A 16,743-nucleotide genomic window follows, 5' to 3' on the forward strand; every position below is an offset into this window, starting at 1 on the left:
TCTAGAAATTTCTTAGGGTCAGATGGTTTTTCTAGAAAAACCATCGCCCGCCCTCTCCCCACTGCACCCAATTCAAGGAATTGAAGATGAACCAGGAACTGACAAACAACCCGTTTAACCCGCTCACACCGGCTAAAACGTTTGACGAAATCAAGGTGTCTTTGGCATCTCCAGAGCGCATCCTGTCGTGGTCGTTCGGTGAGATCAAAAAGCCAGAGACCATTAACTACCGTACGTTCAAGCCAGAGCGCGACGGTCTGTTCTGTGCGCGTATCTTTGGCCCAATCAAAGACTACGAATGCCTGTGCGGCAAATATAAGCGCATGAAATATCGCGGCGTTGTCTGCGAAAAATGTGGTGTCGAAGTTACGCTGCAAAAAGTTCGCCGTGAACGTATGGGTCACATCGAACTGGCCGCACCTGTTGCACACATTTGGTTCTTGAAATCGCTGCCGTCCCGTATCGGTCTGATGCTGGACATGACACTGCGTGATCTGGAACGTATTCTGTATTTCGAAAACTACGTTGTGATCGAACCCGGTCTGACAGACCTGACCTACGGTCAGCTGATGACCGAAGAAGAATTCAACGACGCGCAGGATCTGTACGGCATGGATGCGTTCCAAGCCAACATCGGCGCTGAAGCGATCCGCGAAATGTTGTCCCAGATCGATCTGGAAGGCGAAGCAGACCAACTGCGCGCTGATCTGAAAGAAGCGACAGGTGAACTGAAGCCGAAGAAGATCATCAAGCGTTTGAAGATCGTTGAAAGCTTCTTGGAATCCGGCAACCGTCCTGAGTGGATGGTCATGACTGTGATCCCTGTGATCCCACCAGAGCTGCGCCCACTGGTGCCGCTGGATGGTGGCCGCTTTGCGACATCCGATCTGAACGATCTGTATCGCCGAGTTATCAACCGGAATAACCGACTGAAGCGTCTGATCGAACTGCGCGCACCTGACATCATCGTTCGTAACGAAAAGCGGATGTTGCAGGAATCTGTTGATGCGCTGTTCGATAACGGTCGTCGTGGTCGCGTTATCACTGGCGCAAACAAGCGTCCGTTGAAATCGCTGTCCGACATGCTGAAGGGTAAGCAAGGTCGCTTCCGTCAAAACCTTTTGGGTAAGCGCGTCGACTTCTCTGGTCGTTCGGTCATTGTGACTGGTCCAGAGCTGAAGCTGCACCAGTGTGGTCTGCCGAAGAAGATGGCGCTCGAGCTGTTCAAGCCGTTCATCTATTCGCGTCTTGAAGCAAAGGGTCTGTCTTCTACTGTAAAACAGGCGAAAAAGCTGGTCGAAAAAGAGCGTCCCGAAGTTTGGGATATCTTGGACGAGGTGATCCGCGAGCACCCAGTGTTCTTGAACCGTGCGCCTACGCTGCACCGTTTGGGGATTCAGGCGTTCGAACCCACCCTGATCGAAGGTAAAGCGATCCAGCTGCACCCGCTTGTCTGTTCTGCGTTTAACGCTGACTTTGACGGTGACCAAATGGCTGTTCACGTGCCTCTCTCGCTGGAAGCCCAGCTAGAAGCACGCGTCTTGATGATGTCTACGAACAACGTTCTGTCGCCTGCCAACGGTGCGCCAATTATCGTTCCTTCACAGGATATGATTTTGGGTCTGTACTACACGACCATCATGCGCGAAGGCATGAAGGGCGAAGGTATGGAATTCCGCGACATCGAAGAAGTCGAACATGCTTTGAACGCTGGTGAAGTGCACCTGCATGCTAAAATCAGCGCACGTATGCCGCAGATCGACAAAGAAGGTAACGAAGTGATGATCCGCTTCGAAACCACACCTGGCCGCATGCGTCTTGGTGGTCTTTTGCCGATGAACACCAAAGCACCGTTTGACTTGGTGAACCGTCTGCTGCGTAAGAAAGAAGTTCAGCAAGTTATTGATACCGTCTACCGCTACTGTGGTCAGAAGGAATCGGTGATCTTCTGTGACCAGATCATGACCATGGGCTTCCGCGAAGCGTTCAAGGCTGGCATTTCGTTCGGTAAGGACGACATGGTTATCCCTGATAACAAGTGGGAACTGGTTGGCGAAACACGTGACCTCGTGAAAGACTTTGAACAGCAGTACATGGACGGCCTGATTACTCAGGGTGAAAAGTACAACAAAGTTGTTGATGCATGGTCAAAGGCCAACGACAAAGTCACTGATGCGATGATGTCTACAATTTCAGATTCTGGTCGCGATGCGAACGGCGCTGAAAACGAGCCCAACTCGGTCTACATGATGGCACACTCTGGTGCGCGTGGTTCTGTTACGCAGATGAAACAGCTGGGTGGTATGCGTGGTCTGATGGCTAAGCCAAACGGCGAAATCATCGAAACGCCGATCATCTCGAACTTTAAAGAAGGTCTGACCGTTCTCGAGTACTTTAACTCGACCCACGGTGCCCGTAAGGGTCTGTCAGATACCGCTTTGAAAACTGCGAACTCTGGTTACCTGACACGTCGTCTGGTCGACGTTGCACAAGATTGCATCGTTCGCGAGATCGATTGTGGTACGGATCGTGCGATCACTGCTGAAGCCGCCGTAAACGACGGTGAGGTCGTATCGTCATTGGCTGAACGCGTCCTTGGTCGTGTGTCTGCTGACGATGTACTGAAGCCGGGCACAGACGAAGTTATCGTCGAAGCTGGTGAACTCATCGACGAACGCAAAGCCGACATGATCGACGTTGCCGCAATTGGTAAAATGCGCATCCGCAGCCCGCTGACCTGTGAAGCCGAAGATGGCGTCTGTGCAATGTGCTACGGTCGTGACCTTGCACGTGGTACACGCGTGAACATCGGCGAAGCTGTCGGCATCATCGCGGCGCAGTCCATCGGTGAACCAGGTACACAGCTGACAATGCGTACATTCCACATTGGTGGTGTTGCGCAGGGTGGTCAACAGTCGTTCCAAGAGGCTTCTCAGCCGGGTAAAATCCGCTTCGACAACGCGTCGTTGCTGGAAAATGCTGCTGGTGAAATGGTCGTCATGGGCCGGAACATGGTCTTGTCGATCACAGATGCTGAAGGCACAGAGCTTGCTAACCACAAGGTTGGCTACGGTTCTAAGGTGTTCGTCAAAGAAGGTCAGGATATCCTGCGCGGCGACAAGCTGTTCGAATGGGATCCATACACTCTGCCGATCATTGCTGAAAAATCTGGTACGGCGAAATACGTCGATCTGGTTAACGGCATCGCAGTTCGTGAAGATACCGATGATGCAACGGGCATGACCCAGCGCATCGTGTCTGACTGGCGCGCAGCACCAAAAGGCAACGAGCTTGCACCAAAAATCATCGTTGCCGGTGCTGATGGTGAAGTGATGCTGAAAGACGACGGTAACCCTGTCGCCTACGGTATGTCTGTTGATGCCATCCTGTCTGTCGAAGACGGTCAGGAAATCAAGGCTGGTGACGTTGTTGCGCGTATCCCGCGTGAAGGCGCCAAGACCAAGGACATCACCGGTGGTCTGCCACGTGTTGCTGAACTGTTCGAAGCGCGTCGTCCAAAAGACCACGCAATCATCGCGGAAATCGATGGCTACGTGCGCTTTGGCAAGGACTATAAGAACAAGCGTCGTATCGCGATTGAATCTTCTGATGATGCAGAAGTTAAGGTCGAATACATGGTGCCTAAGGGCAAGCACATCCCAGTTGCGGAAGGTGACTTTGTCCAAAAGGGCGATTACATCATGGATGGTAACCCTGCGCCGCACGATATTCTTGCGGTTATGGGTGTCGAAGCCTTGGCTGACTACATGATCGACGAAGTTCAGGACGTTTACCGTCTGCAGGGTGTTAAGATCAACGATAAGCACATCGAAGTCATCGTGCGTCAGATGCTCCAGAAATGGGAAATCCAAGACAGCGGTGATACTGTTCTGCTGAAAGGCGAGAACGTCGATAAGGCTGAGTTTGATGAGGCCAACGCGAAGGCGCTGAAACGCGGCGACCGTCCGGCAACAGGTGAGCCGATCCTCTTGGGGATCACCAAGGCATCGCTACAAACGCGTTCGTTCATCTCTGCGGCGTCGTTCCAGGAAACCACACGCGTACTGACCGAATCTTCGGTTCAGGGCAAACGTGATAAACTGATCGGCCTCAAAGAGAACGTCATCGTGGGGCGTTTGATCCCTGCGGGTACTGGTGGCGCGACACAGCAAATGCGTAAAGTGGCTGCTGACCGTGACAACGTTGTACTTGATGCGCGTCGTATTGAAGCTGAAAAAGCTGCTGCTCTTGCTGCGCCAATGGAATCGTCAAACGACGTTTCCGAAAGCGACGTGTTCAGCGATCTTGCGGTCGATACGCCGGAAGGCAACGCGTAAATACGCAAAAATGAATTGAAAAGGCCCTCGCATTGCGGGGGCCTTTTTCGTTTTAGAATAACTACTGTACTGGAACTATGAGAGGTAATTATCTACAATTTAGCCGGAATTTATAAGGAATGAAGTATGGCCGTTGTCTTGTTTTCTGCGATGCGCAACGAAGGCCCATTCCTATTTGATTGGATCGCATATCATAAGAGCATTGGTTTTGATCGTATTTGTATCGTCACCAATGATTGTACCGATGGATCATACCCACTGTTAAAAAAGCTATCGGATGCGGGTATCATTCACCATTTCGACCAAACCGTTCCCGAAGATATGTCGCCTCAAAAAAGTGCGGTACAGATGGTTCATGATCTGCGATATTTAGTCGACGGTGACTGGGCGATTTTTTTGGACGCAGACGAGTACCTTAACGTAAAGCTGGCTGATGGTCGCGTCTCAGCTTTGGTTGATTATCTCGAAAAACGTTCCGTTGAAGGTATGTTGGTCAATTGGCGTTTATTTGGCGACTCTGGGCAAGATAAATTTTCTGGATCATATATCAATAATACGTTTACGCGGTGCGAAGTTGAATCTTCCTACACGCAGTTCAAAACCCTTTTTAAGGTTGGAAACCTGACAAATGGTTTTTCGCCGTTCCTCCATAGATGCCAAGTCGTTCCGGGGGCTGCCAAGCTGTCGAGTTTTATTGTTGGGTCAGGCCATGAATTAGGCGCGTCGACGAACGCACGAGCTCGGCGGCGTCATCAGTCATGGCTTGAAAATGGCGATGATGCTTACGCGTTTCTTTTAGATGATGAAGTTGGCTATGATATTGCGCAAATCAATCATTATATTGTTCGCGATCCGCTATCTTTTGAGATGAAGAAAATACGTGGTAGAGGGCACAAACAAAAAATAAACTATAGTCCCCGACACACTGATGATTTCTATAAAGAAAATAACAAAAACGAGACGACTGATTTGTCAATATTGCGCTGGGAGCATGCTGTTGAAAACACCAAGAATGAGTTGATCGCGGAGTGTGATATCTCTGGTGAGCTACAAGCCATTGAAGATACCTATAATGCGAACATCCAACCTAAAGGTAATGAACCCATGCCTACTGACGCCGCACTATCCCCCACTGATTTTCCGCTTTCGTTTCCCGACAAAGAACAAGAGTTCGTGCGTGAAACTTATAAAATAGCGCAAGGCATAATAGAATATGGTAGTGGCGGCTCGACACGATTGGCAGCCGAATTAGGTATTCCATGTGTTTCAGTTGAATCAGATGCCCGATGGGCAGAAAGTCTGAACAACGTTTTGAGCGCGACCCACGTTCAGCCGACAGCTGTTGCGATGCACATTAACATCGGAGCGACAAAAGAATGGGGATACCCGCAAACCCGTAGAAGATCAGACCAATACTGGCGTTACCCCATGGAAGTATGGGACGACCCGATTTCGAATAAGGTCGATACTGTTCTGATTGACGGGCGTTTTCGTAAGGCTTGTTTTGCGGCGACATTGATGAATATTAAGCAAGAGACGCGGGTATTGTTCGATGACTACCGTGGGCGCATGATTTATCATGACGTCGAAGTTTTTGCGAAGCCAGTGCGAACAGTGGGCCGTATGGCGGAATTTTTGGTCTCTCCTGGGTTAATGACGCCGCAATTATTCTCCACGGTTATTCCATGGTTTGCTGACGTTCGTTAATGTCGTTTTCCAAGGTGCCTTGCGCTATCGATTGCACATGCTACTGATTGATAATGGCTCCAATTTCAGAAAATATTCGCGGTGCGCTTCTTATGATGGGGGGCATGTGCGCTTACACGGTGAATGATGCTTTCATGAAGGCGCTTTCGGACGAAATTCCTCTGTTTGAGGCCGTCCTTTGGCGGGGTGTTGGGGCGATAATTTGTTTGTTGATTATGTGCCGTATGATGGGGCAGCTGCGCTTTGATCTGCCGCGTCGCGAGTGGGGATTGATTACGCTGCGCAGCTTAGGTGAAGTAGGGGGCACTTATTTCTTTCTGACCGCCTTGTTCAACATGCCCATCGCAAATGTGAGCGCGATTTTGCAGTCGCTTCCGTTGACCGTTAGCCTCAGTGCGATGATTTTCTTAAACGAACCACTTGGCTGGCGTCGCATGGCAGCAATTAGCATTGGTTTCGCCGGCGTTCTGTTAATCATTCAGCCGGGTGGGGCGGATTTCAATCTATTCAGTATGTATGCTTTGGCCGCTGTCGCGTGTATCACTTTACGAGATGTCGTCGTGCGCCGAATGTCGCGGGATGTGCCGTCAGTATTTGTTGCGTTGATCGCAGCAGTTGGTGTTACCATGCTTGGTGGCATTGGATCGCTGTTCACCGAAACCGTTCCCTTTACGACCAAGGCAACGTTGCAATTGTTGGGTGCAACGGGTTTCTTGATCTGCGGATACATCTTTTCGGTCACCGCGATGCGCTGGGGCGAGATCAGCTTTGTCGCGCCGTTTCGCTATACCAGTCTGGTCGTTGCGCTGGTTCTTGGGGTTGTAGTGTTTGGGGAATGGCCCAATATGTTAACTATCATTGGTGCAACTATTGTCGTCGCGACTGGCCTGTTTACGCTGTACCGCGAAAGCCGCTATCGCGTGCGTCGCGTCCCAGTGCCGTCTGGGCGATGACGCACCACCCAGCCTGTTGACAGGCATTCCGACTCCCCCTATACGCCGCTCATCCGGACTAGGGGAATTCCCTCTTTTGTTCCGATATCAAAGTTGAGTGGTCAAGAACCGGACGCCTATTGTCTTGTTCCTCTGTAGCCCAACCGCACCGAACCTCCGGTAAGGGTTCGACTGCGGAATTTTTGTGCTTTTCGAAGACGAAAAGTATTTTTAGAAACCGTCCTCGTAAGAGGGCACACACGTGAATAGATGGGAACATCAAACGATGCCAACGATTCAGCAGCTGATCCGCAAGCCGCGCCAGCCAAAGGTTACACGATCCAAGTCAATGCACTTGGAATCTTGCCCACAAAAACGCGGCGTTTGTACGCGCGTTTATACAACGACACCAAAGAAACCAAACTCTGCGATGCGTAAGGTTGCCAAAGTGCGCCTGACCAACGGTTTCGAAGTCATCTCTTACATCCCGGGTGAAAGCCACAACCTTCAGGAACACTCTGTGGTTCTGATCCGCGGCGGCCGTGTAAAAGATTTGCCAGGTGTGCGTTACCACATTCTGCGCGGTGTGCTTGATACCCAAGGTGTCAAAGACCGTAAGCAACGTCGTTCTAAGTACGGCGCGAAGCGTCCTAAGTAAGGAAAAGATTAGATGTCACGTCGTCACGCCGCTGAAAAACGCGAAGTTCTGCCAGACGCAAAGTTTGGCGATATCATCCTGACCAAGTTCATGAACAACCTGATGGTTGACGGCAAAAAAGCCGTTGCTGAACGTATCGTCTACAACGCATTCGATCGCGTTGAAGACAAGCTGAAGAAAGCACCTGTGGAAGTGTTCCACGAGGCGCTTGAAAACATTAAGCCTTCCGTCGAAGTGCGTTCGCGCCGCGTCGGTGGTGCAACATACCAGGTTCCTGTTGAGGTGCGCCCTGAGCGCCGTGAGGCTTTGGCCATCCGTTGGTTGATCAAAGCTGCGAAATCACGCAACGAGAACACAATGGAAGAACGTCTTTCTGGCGAGCTGATCGATGCCGTGAATGGCCGCGGTACAGCCGTTAAAAAGCGTGAAGACACCCACAAAATGGCCGACGCGAACAAAGCGTTCAGCCACTACCGCTGGTAATAGGAAACATCTGATATGGCACGCGAGTATCCTCTCGAACTGTACCGGAACTTTGGCATCATGGCGCATATTGACGCCGGTAAGACCACATGTTCTGAACGGATCCTGTATTACACAGGTAAAGAGCACAACATCGGCGAAGTGCACGACGGCGCTGCAACCATGGACCACATGGAGCAGGAGCAAGAGCGCGGAATTACTATTACGTCTGCTGCGACAACCACATTCTGGGAACGCACAGAAGATGGTGAAACTGCTGATAGCCCAAAGCACCGCCTGAACATCATCGACACCCCTGGCCACGTTGACTTTACAATCGAAGTTGAACGTTCTTTGGCGGTTCTTGATGGTGCCGTCTGTGTTCTTGACGCTAACGCTGGTGTTGAGCCGCAAACAGAAACTGTTTGGCGCCAAGCTGACCGCTACAAAGTTCCACGTATGGTTTTTGTCAACAAAATGGACAAAATCGGCGCGGACTTCTTTAACTGCGTTGCCATGGTTGAAGACCGTACTGGTGCGCGTGCTGTTCCTATCGCTTTCCCAATTGGCGCAGAAACTGAGCTTGAAGGCTTGGTTGACCTCGTCACTATGGAAGAGTGGCTGTGGCAAGGCGAAGACCTTGGCGCATCTTGGATCAAAGCACCTATTCGTGACAGCCTGAAAGACCAGGCTGACGAATGGCGCGGTAAACTGATCGAAGCAGCCGTTGAGCAAGACGACGACGCGATGATGGAATACCTGGAAGGTAACGAACCTGACGTTCCAACACTGCGCAAGCTGATCCGTAAGGGTACGCTAAGCATGTCATTCGTGCCTGTTCTAGGTGGTTCTGCGTTCAAAAACAAAGGTGTTCAGCCTCTGTTGAACGCTGTTGTCGACTACCTGCCAAGCCCGCTCGATGTTGTTGACTACATGGGCTTTAAACCCGGTGACGAAAACGAAGTTCGTGACATTGCCCGCCGTGCGGACGATGACATGGCGTTCTCTGCGCTTGCGTTTAAAATCTGGAATGACCCATTCGTGGGCTCCCTGACATTTACACGGATCTATTCTGGTAAATTGGAAAAGGGTGACAACTTCCTGAACTCGACTAAAGGCAAAAAAGAGCGCGTTGGCCGCATGATGATCATGCACTCCAACGACCGTGATGAAATCAGCGAAGCATTCTCTGGTGACATTATCGCGCTTGGTGGCCTGAAGGACACGACAACAGGTGACACACTTTGCTCGATCAACGAGCCTGTCGTTCTTGAAACAATGACGTTCCCTGATCCTGTGATCGAGATCGCCGTTGAGCCTAAAACAAAAGGCGACCAAGAGAAGATGGGCCTTGCGCTACAGCGTTTGTCTGCCGAGGATCCATCCTTCCGTGTGGAAACTGATCTGGAATCAGGTCAGACCATCATGAAAGGTATGGGCGAACTTCACCTCGACATCCTTGTCGACCGTATGCGTCGCGAATTCAAAGTCGAAGCGAACATCGGTGCGCCTCAGGTGGCATATCGCGAGACCATTGGTCACGCTGTTGAGCACACTTACACGCACAAGAAGCAGTCTGGTGGTTCAGGTCAGTTCGGTGAAGTAAAACTGAACATCATGCCTACAGAGCCTGGTGAAGGTTACTCGTTCGAGTCCAAGATCGTTGGTGGTGCCGTTCCTAAGGAATACATCCCCGGTGTTGAAAAAGGCATCAAGTCCGTCATGGACAGCGGCCCATTGGCTGGCTTCCCTGTGATCGACTTCAAAGTGGAGCTGCTTGACGGTAAATTCCACGATGTTGACTCCAGCATCCTCGCATTCGAAATCGCTGCACGTATGTGTATGCGTGAAGGTATGCGTAAAGCTGGCGCGAAACTGCTCGAGCCGATCATGAAAGTCGAAGTGATTACACCTGAAGAATATACCGGTGGCATCATCGGTGATCTGACATCACGTCGCGGCATGGTTCAGGGTCAAGACACACGCGGTAACGCGATTGCGATTGACTGTTTTGTTCCACTTGCGAACATGTTTGGCTACATCAACACATTGCGTTCGATGTCTTCGGGCCGTGCGAACTTTACAATGCAGTTCGATCACTACGAACCCGTACCGCAGAACCTGTCGGACGAGATCCAAAAGAAATACGCTTAACCCTTTCGGGTTAGGAGCCCCGGGCCTGTCCCGGGGCATCACATAATTTGAATATCCAAGGAGGCCATCATGGCTAAGGAAAAGTTTGAACGTACAAAACCGCACGTTAACATTGGTACAATTGGCCACGTTGACCACGGTAAGACGACCCTGACTGCGGCGATCACAAAGTATTTTGGTGATTTCCAAGACTACGACCAGATTGACGGCGCGCCCGAAGAAAAAGCCCGTGGTATCACGATCTCTACTGCGCACGTTGAGTATGAGACTGAAACACGTCACTACGCACACGTTGACTGCCCCGGCCACGCCGACTACGTCAAGAACATGATCACTGGTGCGGCGCAAATGGACGGCGCGATCTTGGTTGTGAACGCGGCTGACGGCCCCATGCCACAAACACGTGAGCACATCCTGTTGGGTCGCCAAGTTGGCATCCCGTACATGGTTGTTTACATGAACAAAGTTGACCAAGTAGACGACGAAGAGCTGCTTGAGCTGGTTGAAATGGAAATCCGTGAACTGCTGTCCTCTTACGAGTACCCAGGCGACGACATTCCAGTGATCCCAGGCTCAGCTTTGGCTGCGATGGAAGAGCGTGACGAAGAAATCGGCGCGAACTCAATCAAAGCGCTGATGGCTGCTGTTGACGATTACATCCCAACACCTGCACGTGCGGTTGACATGCCGTTCTTGCTGCCGGTTGAGGACGTGTTCTCGATCTCTGGTCGTGGTACAGTTGTGACTGGCCGTGTTGAGCGTGGCGTTGTGAACGTTGGTGACGAACTGTCTATCGTTGGTATCCGTGAAACACAAAAAACCACCTGTACTGGTGTTGAAATGTTCCGCAAGCTGCTTGATCGCGGTGAAGCAGGCGACAACGTTGGTGTTCTTCTGCGCGGTATCGACCGTGAAGCAGTTGAGCGTGGTCAGGTTCTGTGTAAGCCAGGTTCAGTGAACCCACACACAAAGTTCGAAGCAGAAGCCTATATTCTGACCAAAGAAGAAGGCGGTCGTCACACACCATTCTTCGCGAACTACCGTCCACAGTTCTACTTCCGTACAACTGACGTGACAGGCACTGTTGTTCTTCCTGAGGGCACAGAAATGGTCATGCCAGGCGACAACCTGAAGTTCAATGTTGAGCTGATCGCACCAATCGCGATGGAAGACGGCCTACGCTTTGCGATCCGCGAAGGCGGCCGCACAGTCGGCGCCGGCGTCGTTTCTAAAATCGTAGAATAATTCCGGAGCGGCTTGCGGCCCTAGGGCCGCAAACGCACCGCGTGGGTGACAGGTGAATGCGAAGCAATCACCGAGAACCCACTCAGGAGTTACTCAATACACAAAGGCCGCTTCGAAAGAAGCGGCCTTTTTTCTCTTTGGGTGCGAATGTATGATACGAATTAATTATTCGTTAGATGGATATCGAAAGTGTCTTTTTCAAAGAAACATGGTTACTCGTCAAATCCAGCGATTAGATTTCGAGAGGCAGCACCTGAAGGCCTTCGGTATGCAATCATCCAGTGCGCCTATGATTTTCTAAATTACGACCAAATTCGCACGTGTCTGTGCCGAACTTTGGTTCAAGCACCTGACTCCTACAATTGGAGCGAAATACCAAATATTCGTGATGAAGTCATGGGGCTGATAGGTGACGCCGAATGGTATAAAGTCTACGATGCAGTTGAAGATTTAGTCTCTTACATTGAGGATCGACGCGGCTACGACGCTGCAGTTGAGTTTGCGGGGAAGATTAACTCAATCTTTGAAGATATTGGTGCAGGTTGGCAGGTCATGGCTCACGAAGGGGTAGTGATGCGAGGGGACGCAGATTTTGAGGGCGCTGTGGCAAGTTCTCATTCCGTATTAGGGGCTACTGGTTTCGATGTGGCTCAAAGAGAGATACGAGAGGCTCTTGCGGACCTCTCTCGAAGACCGGAAGCGGATCTAACGGGGGCAATTCACCACGCATTAGGAGCACTTGAAGTCACTCTACGATACATTCACGGTAGTGAAGGCGATCTCAACTCTCTGGCGACCAAAGTTGGTCTGCCAAAGCCTTTGGACGAAGCACTCAAGAAGATGTGGGGCTATTCATCAAACTTTGGGCGACATGTCAGTCCAACAAAGGTTCCAACAGCAGACGATGCGCAGCTCATTGTCCACCTATCAAGCGCATACTGCAAATACCTCGTGAGTATTCCTAAAGTATAAAATCGTCCTTTACACACCGGCCGACTCCCCCTATAGCAGCCAAATCCAATAAGGGTGCGCTCCGCGTGCCCTTTTTAAGTTGGATGAAAGACGCGATGAGGGCCTTCGATGAGCGACGGTCTTCCTCTCCGATCTAGGCCCTAAATAGGGGTGATGAATATGGCTCAGAGCCAAAACATCCGCATCCGCCTTAAGGCGTTTGATTTCCGGGTGCTTGATGCAAGCACACAGGAAATCGTTAGCACAGCAAAGCGCACTGGCGCTTCTGTACGTGGTCCAATCCCGCTGCCGAACAAGATTGAAAAATTCACTGTTCTGCGTGGCCCACACGTTGACAAAAAATCTCGCGATCAGTTTGAGATCCGTACGCACAAGCGTCTTCTCGACATCGTTGACCCAACACCACAGACAGTGGACGCGCTGATGAAGCTCGACCTCGCTGCTGGCGTTGACGTCCAGATTTCTGTTTAAGGAGGGTCTTAGATGCTCCGTACAGGACTTATCGCAAAGAAAGTCGGCATGACCCGGCTTTTCATGGAAGACGGCAAGCAGATTCCTGTGACCGTTCTTTCTCTCGAAAACCTGCAGGTTGTCGCACAGCGTACAACTGAAACTAACGGCTACACAGCTGTTCAGTTGGGCGCAGGTACTGCAAAAGCTAAACGCACAAGCCAAGCGATGCGCGGTCACTTTGCCGCTGCAAAGGTTGAGCCTAAGCGTAAGGTTGCGGAATTCCGGGTGTCCGCAGAAAACCTGATCGAAGTCGGCGCTGAGCTGTCTGCTGATCACTACCTCGAAGGCCAGTACGTTGATGTATGTGGTACATCGATCGGTAAAGGTTTTGCTGGTGCGATGAAGCGCCACAACTTTGGTGGTTTGCGCGCGACACACGGTGTTTCGATCTCTCACCGTTCGCACGGTTCAACTGGTCAGTGTCAGGATCCCGGTAAGGTTTTCAAAGGCAAGAAAATGGCTGGTCACATGGGTGCGGCGAAAGTCACTACTCAGAACCTGCAAGTCGTTAAGACCGATGCCGACCGTGGTATCATCATGGTCAAAGGCGCTGTTCCCGGTTCCAAAGGTGGTTGGGTTACTCTGAAGGACGCGGTTAAGAAGCCTGCTCCTGAAGGTATTGCATACCCTGCGGCACTGCGCACAGCAGCTACGGCAGCTGATCAAACCGATGCTCCAGTTGAGGGAGGCGAAAACAATGAAGGCTGATGCAATCAAACTGGACGGTGGTAAAGCCGGTTCCGTCGAACTGAACGACGAGATCTTTGGTCTTGAGCCACGCAAGGACATCTTGCACCGTGTTGTTCGCTGGCAGCGTAACAAGGCAATGGCTGGTACACACGATGTGCTTGGTCGTTCCGAAGTGTCTTACTCGACTAAGAAGATCTATCGCCAAAAAGGTACTGGTGGCGCACGTCACGGTTCTCGTGGTGCTCCGATCTTCCGTTCGGGTGGTATTTACAAGGGTCCAACCCCACGTAGCCACGCCCACGAGTTGACCAAAAAGTTCCGCAAGCTGGGTCTTAAGCACGCTCTGTCCGCGAAAGTGGCAGCAGGCGAGCTGGTCATCATCGACGACATCAATGTCACAGACACCAAAACTTCTGCTCTGGCCAAACAGGTTGGTGCGTTGGGTTGGAAGCGTGCGTTGATCATCGATGGCGCCGAAGTCAGTGCTGACTTCAAAAAGGCAGCTGCTAACATCACAACCTTGAACGTTCTCCCTTCTCAGGGTGCTAACGTTTACGACATCCTGCGCAGCGACACACTTGTGTTGACTAAAGCAGGTGTTGAAGCACTGGAGGCTCGTTTAGCATGAGCGCGAAAGCAGAACACTACGATGTGATCCGCAAGCCGATCATCACTGAAAAAGCAACAATGGCTTCTGAAGCTAATGCTGTTGTTTTCGAAGTTGCGATCGAAGCAAACAAACCACAGATCAAGCAAGCTGTTGAAGCTCTGTTTGGTGTGAAGGTGAAAGCGGTCAACACAACAATCACTAAGGGTAAAGTGAAGCGCTTCCGCGGTTCGCTCGGCACCCGTAAAGACGTTAAGAAGGCTTACGTTACTCTCGAAGAGGGTAACACCATCGACGTCTCGACTGGCCTGTAAACTCGTCGGATAGTATTGGGAAAGGCCCTCGGCGATTGCCGGGGGCCTTTTTCGTTGCGCATTGCCTGCAAATGACCGTACTCGTAATCACAGCCAACCCGAGGGCAAGCCATGACGATGATAACCGAAATTGAAGACTATTTTACCAAGGGCTGCGGGCGTTGTTCACGCTTTGACACGCCGGCCTGTTCAACGACCACTTGGGCGGACGGTCTGGCGGTGCTGCGCGATACCTGCCGTGATGCTGGGCTGGAAGAAACGGTCAAGTGGGGTCACCCGTGCTATATGCATGCGGGGCGCAACATCGCACTGATCGGCGCGTTTAAGGGCGATTTTCGCCTGACGTTTATGAATGCGTCCCTGTTGAAAGACCCCGAAGGCGTACTGAAGCCAAGTGGCCCGAATAGCGCCACGCCAAGCGTGGTGTTTTTGACATCTGCAGATGACGTGCAGCGTCTGCGCCCGGTGATGCAATCCTATCTGGCCGAGCTAAAGGGCTTTGCCGAAGCAGGGATCAAACCGCGCAAGGTCGAACGCGAACTAGAGCTGCCCGAAGAACTGATCGCCGCCCTCGACGATGACCCCGAACTGGCCGAAGCATTCCACAGCCTGACGCCGGGCCGCCAAAAAAGCTATGTGATCAACCTGAACAGCGCCAAGCAATCAGCAACGCGGGTAAACAGGATTGCAAAGTTTCGGGATAAGATCATTGCAGGGAATTCGAAATGAACTCGCAGGAATGTTTGCGGTGACCATTGTTGCAACCTATGAGGGTATTGTGAAGTCAACTTTGATGGAATATGCCTCCAAGGTTCACCCAAAATACTTGAAATATGTTGAGGGAGACTTTCATAAATCCAACGCTAGGATTTCTGGTGATGACCTAAAAGCGTATTCAGTTCGTTTTGGGTTGTCGAGGTGGGAGCACGCGGAGGCTCCCAAGAACGCCACTACATATCACAGAATAATTGCAGAGCGCCGACCTGTTGTGGAACGACGTTTTAGAAAAGATATGATGGGAAGTTACACCAACTTATTCCAGTGGAGAAACGCATATGCACATGAGCGCTCGACTTCCGCTACGTTGTTAGATGTGTATGAGTCCCACAGAGTGGCTCAATATGTCGTCGGGTCTTTTGTTAAGGCTTTTGAAGAAGGCTAGACACCGCCCCCGTCCCCCGCTATACGCCAGCAATCGCTCAGCCTCGGATTCGTCCGGGGCTGCGCTTTTATTACTCAGGGCACCTACGGGGGCCTATAACTTCGGGGTCTGGAAACAGGCCCTCCTAAGCAAACGGAAGAAGCTAACATGGCATTAAAGTCGTATAAGCCGACGACGCCAGGCCAACGTGGGTTGGTGCTGATCGACCGTTCGGAGCTTTGGAAAGGACGTCCAGTCAAGGCCCTCACACAGGGTTTGACGAAATCGGGCGGCCGGAACAACACCGGACGAATCACAATGCGTCGCATTGGTGGGGGTGCAAAGCGCCTTTACCGTATCGTTGATTTCAAACGTAACAAGCTGGACATGTCCGCTGTTGTTGCACGTATTGAATATGACCCGAACCGGACCGCATTCATTGCGCTGATCCAGTACGAAGACGGTACACAGAACTACATCCTTGCTCCTCAGCGTTTGGCTGTTGGTGACAAGGTGATCGCATCTGCCAAGGCTGACATTAAGCCAGGTAACGCGATGCCTTTCTCAGGCATGCCTATCGGTACGATCGTTCACAACATCGAAATGAAACCCGGTAAGGGCGGTCAAATCGCTCGTGCTGCTGGTACATACGCACAGTTCGTTGGTCGTGACGGTGGCTATGCGCAGATCCGCCTGTCTTCTGGCGAATTGCGTCTGGTACGTCAGGAATGCATGGCAACTGTCGGTGCTGTGTCGAACTCTGACCACTCTAACCAGAACTTCGGTAAAGCTGGCCGTATGCGCCACAAAGGCATCCGTCCTTCGGTTCGTGGTGTTGCGATGAACCCGATCGATCACCCCCACGGTGGTGGTGAAGGCCGGACATCTGGTGGTCGTACGCCTGTGACACCTTGGGGTAAAGACACCAAGGGTAAGCGTACCCGTAACAAAAACAAAGCGTCGCAGCGTCTTATCGTACGTTCGCGTCACGCCAAGAAGAAGGGTCGGTAA

The 16,743-nt window shown here is 51.5% G+C and carries 15 protein-coding genes; all 15 read left to right on the forward strand.

From position 1 onward, the window contains the following. Positions 1-86: 86 nt before the first annotated feature. Positions 87-4,337, forward strand: a complete 4,251-nt coding sequence (gene rpoC / locus CLV80_RS13005; RefSeq protein WP_106358374.1) for a DNA-directed RNA polymerase subunit beta' — start codon at positions 87-89, stop codon at positions 4,335-4,337. 126 nt (positions 4,338-4,463) lie between these two features. After that, positions 4,464-6,044 (forward strand): glycosyltransferase family 2 protein, encoded by a 1,581-nt coding sequence (locus CLV80_RS13010; RefSeq protein WP_106358375.1) that lies wholly within the window; start codon positions 4,464-4,466, stop codon positions 6,042-6,044. A 53-nt stretch (positions 6,045-6,097) separates the two neighbouring features. After that, entirely contained in the window at positions 6,098-6,997 is a 900-nt protein-coding gene (locus CLV80_RS13015; protein ID WP_106358376.1) for a DMT family transporter, read from the forward strand. Between the two features lie 265 nt (positions 6,998-7,262). Beyond that, a complete protein-coding gene (rpsL, locus tag CLV80_RS13020) occupies positions 7,263-7,634 on the forward strand; it encodes a 30S ribosomal protein S12 (RefSeq protein ID WP_093990610.1) in 372 nt (123 codons plus the stop codon). Positions 7,635-7,646: 12 nt separating this feature from the next. Further along, complete coding sequence (rpsG, locus tag CLV80_RS13025; protein ID WP_106358377.1) at positions 7,647-8,117, forward strand: 30S ribosomal protein S7; 471 nt, start codon at positions 7,647-7,649, stop codon at positions 8,115-8,117. Positions 8,118-8,132: 15 nt separating this feature from the next. Beyond that, the gene (gene fusA, locus CLV80_RS13030; protein ID WP_106358378.1) at positions 8,133-10,250 is read left to right on the forward strand and encodes an elongation factor G; all 2,118 of its coding nucleotides are present in this window, start codon (positions 8,133-8,135) and stop codon (positions 10,248-10,250) included. A gap of 69 nt (positions 10,251-10,319) precedes the next feature. Then, the gene (tuf, locus tag CLV80_RS13035; protein WP_106358362.1) at positions 10,320-11,495 is read left to right on the forward strand and encodes an elongation factor Tu; all 1,176 of its coding nucleotides are present in this window, start codon (positions 10,320-10,322) and stop codon (positions 11,493-11,495) included. 189 nt (positions 11,496-11,684) lie between these two features. Next, positions 11,685-12,467, forward strand: coding sequence for an AbiJ-NTD4 domain-containing protein (locus CLV80_RS13040; RefSeq protein WP_133169778.1), 783 nt, complete (start codon positions 11,685-11,687; stop codon positions 12,465-12,467). Between the two features lie 159 nt (positions 12,468-12,626). After that, the gene (rpsJ, locus tag CLV80_RS13045) at positions 12,627-12,938 is read left to right on the forward strand and encodes a 30S ribosomal protein S10 (RefSeq protein ID WP_106358380.1); all 312 of its coding nucleotides are present in this window, start codon (positions 12,627-12,629) and stop codon (positions 12,936-12,938) included. Positions 12,939-12,950: 12 nt separating this feature from the next. Next, a complete protein-coding gene (rplC, locus tag CLV80_RS13050; protein ID WP_106358381.1) occupies positions 12,951-13,688 on the forward strand; it encodes a 50S ribosomal protein L3 in 738 nt (245 codons plus the stop codon). After that, entirely contained in the window at positions 13,678-14,298 is a 621-nt protein-coding gene (rplD, locus tag CLV80_RS13055; RefSeq protein ID WP_106358382.1) for a 50S ribosomal protein L4, read from the forward strand. Before rplC ends, rplD begins: the two co-directional genes overlap by 11 nt. Then, positions 14,295-14,591 (forward strand): 50S ribosomal protein L23, encoded by a 297-nt coding sequence (locus CLV80_RS13060; protein ID WP_106358383.1) that lies wholly within the window; start codon positions 14,295-14,297, stop codon positions 14,589-14,591. The genes rplD and CLV80_RS13060 overlap by 4 nt, the downstream gene beginning before the upstream one ends. A 111-nt stretch (positions 14,592-14,702) precedes the next feature. Next, positions 14,703-15,320: a YdeI/OmpD-associated family protein gene (locus CLV80_RS13065; RefSeq protein WP_207766583.1), complete on the forward strand. Its 618-nt coding sequence runs from the start codon at positions 14,703-14,705 to the stop codon at positions 15,318-15,320. 10 nt (positions 15,321-15,330) lie between these two features. After that, positions 15,331-15,753 (forward strand): HEPN domain-containing protein, encoded by a 423-nt coding sequence (locus tag CLV80_RS18820; protein WP_106358384.1) that lies wholly within the window; start codon positions 15,331-15,333, stop codon positions 15,751-15,753. A gap of 147 nt (positions 15,754-15,900) precedes the next feature. Next, positions 15,901-16,743, forward strand: a complete 843-nt coding sequence (gene rplB / locus CLV80_RS13075) for a 50S ribosomal protein L2 (RefSeq protein ID WP_106358385.1) — start codon at positions 15,901-15,903, stop codon at positions 16,741-16,743.

Origin of the sequence: Yoonia maritima, assembly GCF_003003285.1 — a bacterium.
GTDB classification, from domain to species: Bacteria; Pseudomonadota; Alphaproteobacteria; order Rhodobacterales; family Rhodobacteraceae; genus Yoonia; species Yoonia maritima.

Excerpts from the sequence above, each read along its gene's own strand:
- rpoC (WP_106358374.1), top strand. The coding sequence starts at position 87 with ATGAACCAGGAACTGACAAACAACCCGTTTAACCCGCTCACACCGGCT.
- CLV80_RS13010 (WP_106358375.1), top strand. The coding sequence starts at position 4,464 with ATGGCCGTTGTCTTGTTTTCTGCGATGCGCAACGAAGGCCCATTCCTA.
- CLV80_RS13015 (WP_106358376.1), top strand. The coding sequence starts at position 6,098 with ATGGCTCCAATTTCAGAAAATATTCGCGGTGCGCTTCTTATGATGGGG.
- rpsL (WP_093990610.1), top strand. The coding sequence starts at position 7,263 with ATGCCAACGATTCAGCAGCTGATCCGCAAGCCGCGCCAGCCAAAGGTT.
- rpsG (WP_106358377.1), top strand. The coding sequence starts at position 7,647 with ATGTCACGTCGTCACGCCGCTGAAAAACGCGAAGTTCTGCCAGACGCA.
- fusA (WP_106358378.1), top strand. The coding sequence starts at position 8,133 with ATGGCACGCGAGTATCCTCTCGAACTGTACCGGAACTTTGGCATCATG.
- tuf (WP_106358362.1), top strand. The coding sequence starts at position 10,320 with ATGGCTAAGGAAAAGTTTGAACGTACAAAACCGCACGTTAACATTGGT.
- rpsJ (WP_106358380.1), top strand. The coding sequence starts at position 12,627 with ATGGCTCAGAGCCAAAACATCCGCATCCGCCTTAAGGCGTTTGATTTC.
- rplC (WP_106358381.1), top strand. The coding sequence starts at position 12,951 with ATGCTCCGTACAGGACTTATCGCAAAGAAAGTCGGCATGACCCGGCTT.
- rplD (WP_106358382.1), top strand. The coding sequence starts at position 13,678 with ATGAAGGCTGATGCAATCAAACTGGACGGTGGTAAAGCCGGTTCCGTC.
- CLV80_RS13060 (WP_106358383.1), top strand. The coding sequence starts at position 14,295 with ATGAGCGCGAAAGCAGAACACTACGATGTGATCCGCAAGCCGATCATC.
- CLV80_RS13065 (WP_207766583.1), top strand. The coding sequence starts at position 14,703 with ATGACGATGATAACCGAAATTGAAGACTATTTTACCAAGGGCTGCGGG.
- CLV80_RS18820 (WP_106358384.1), top strand. The coding sequence starts at position 15,331 with ATGTTTGCGGTGACCATTGTTGCAACCTATGAGGGTATTGTGAAGTCA.
- rplB (WP_106358385.1), top strand. The coding sequence starts at position 15,901 with ATGGCATTAAAGTCGTATAAGCCGACGACGCCAGGCCAACGTGGGTTG.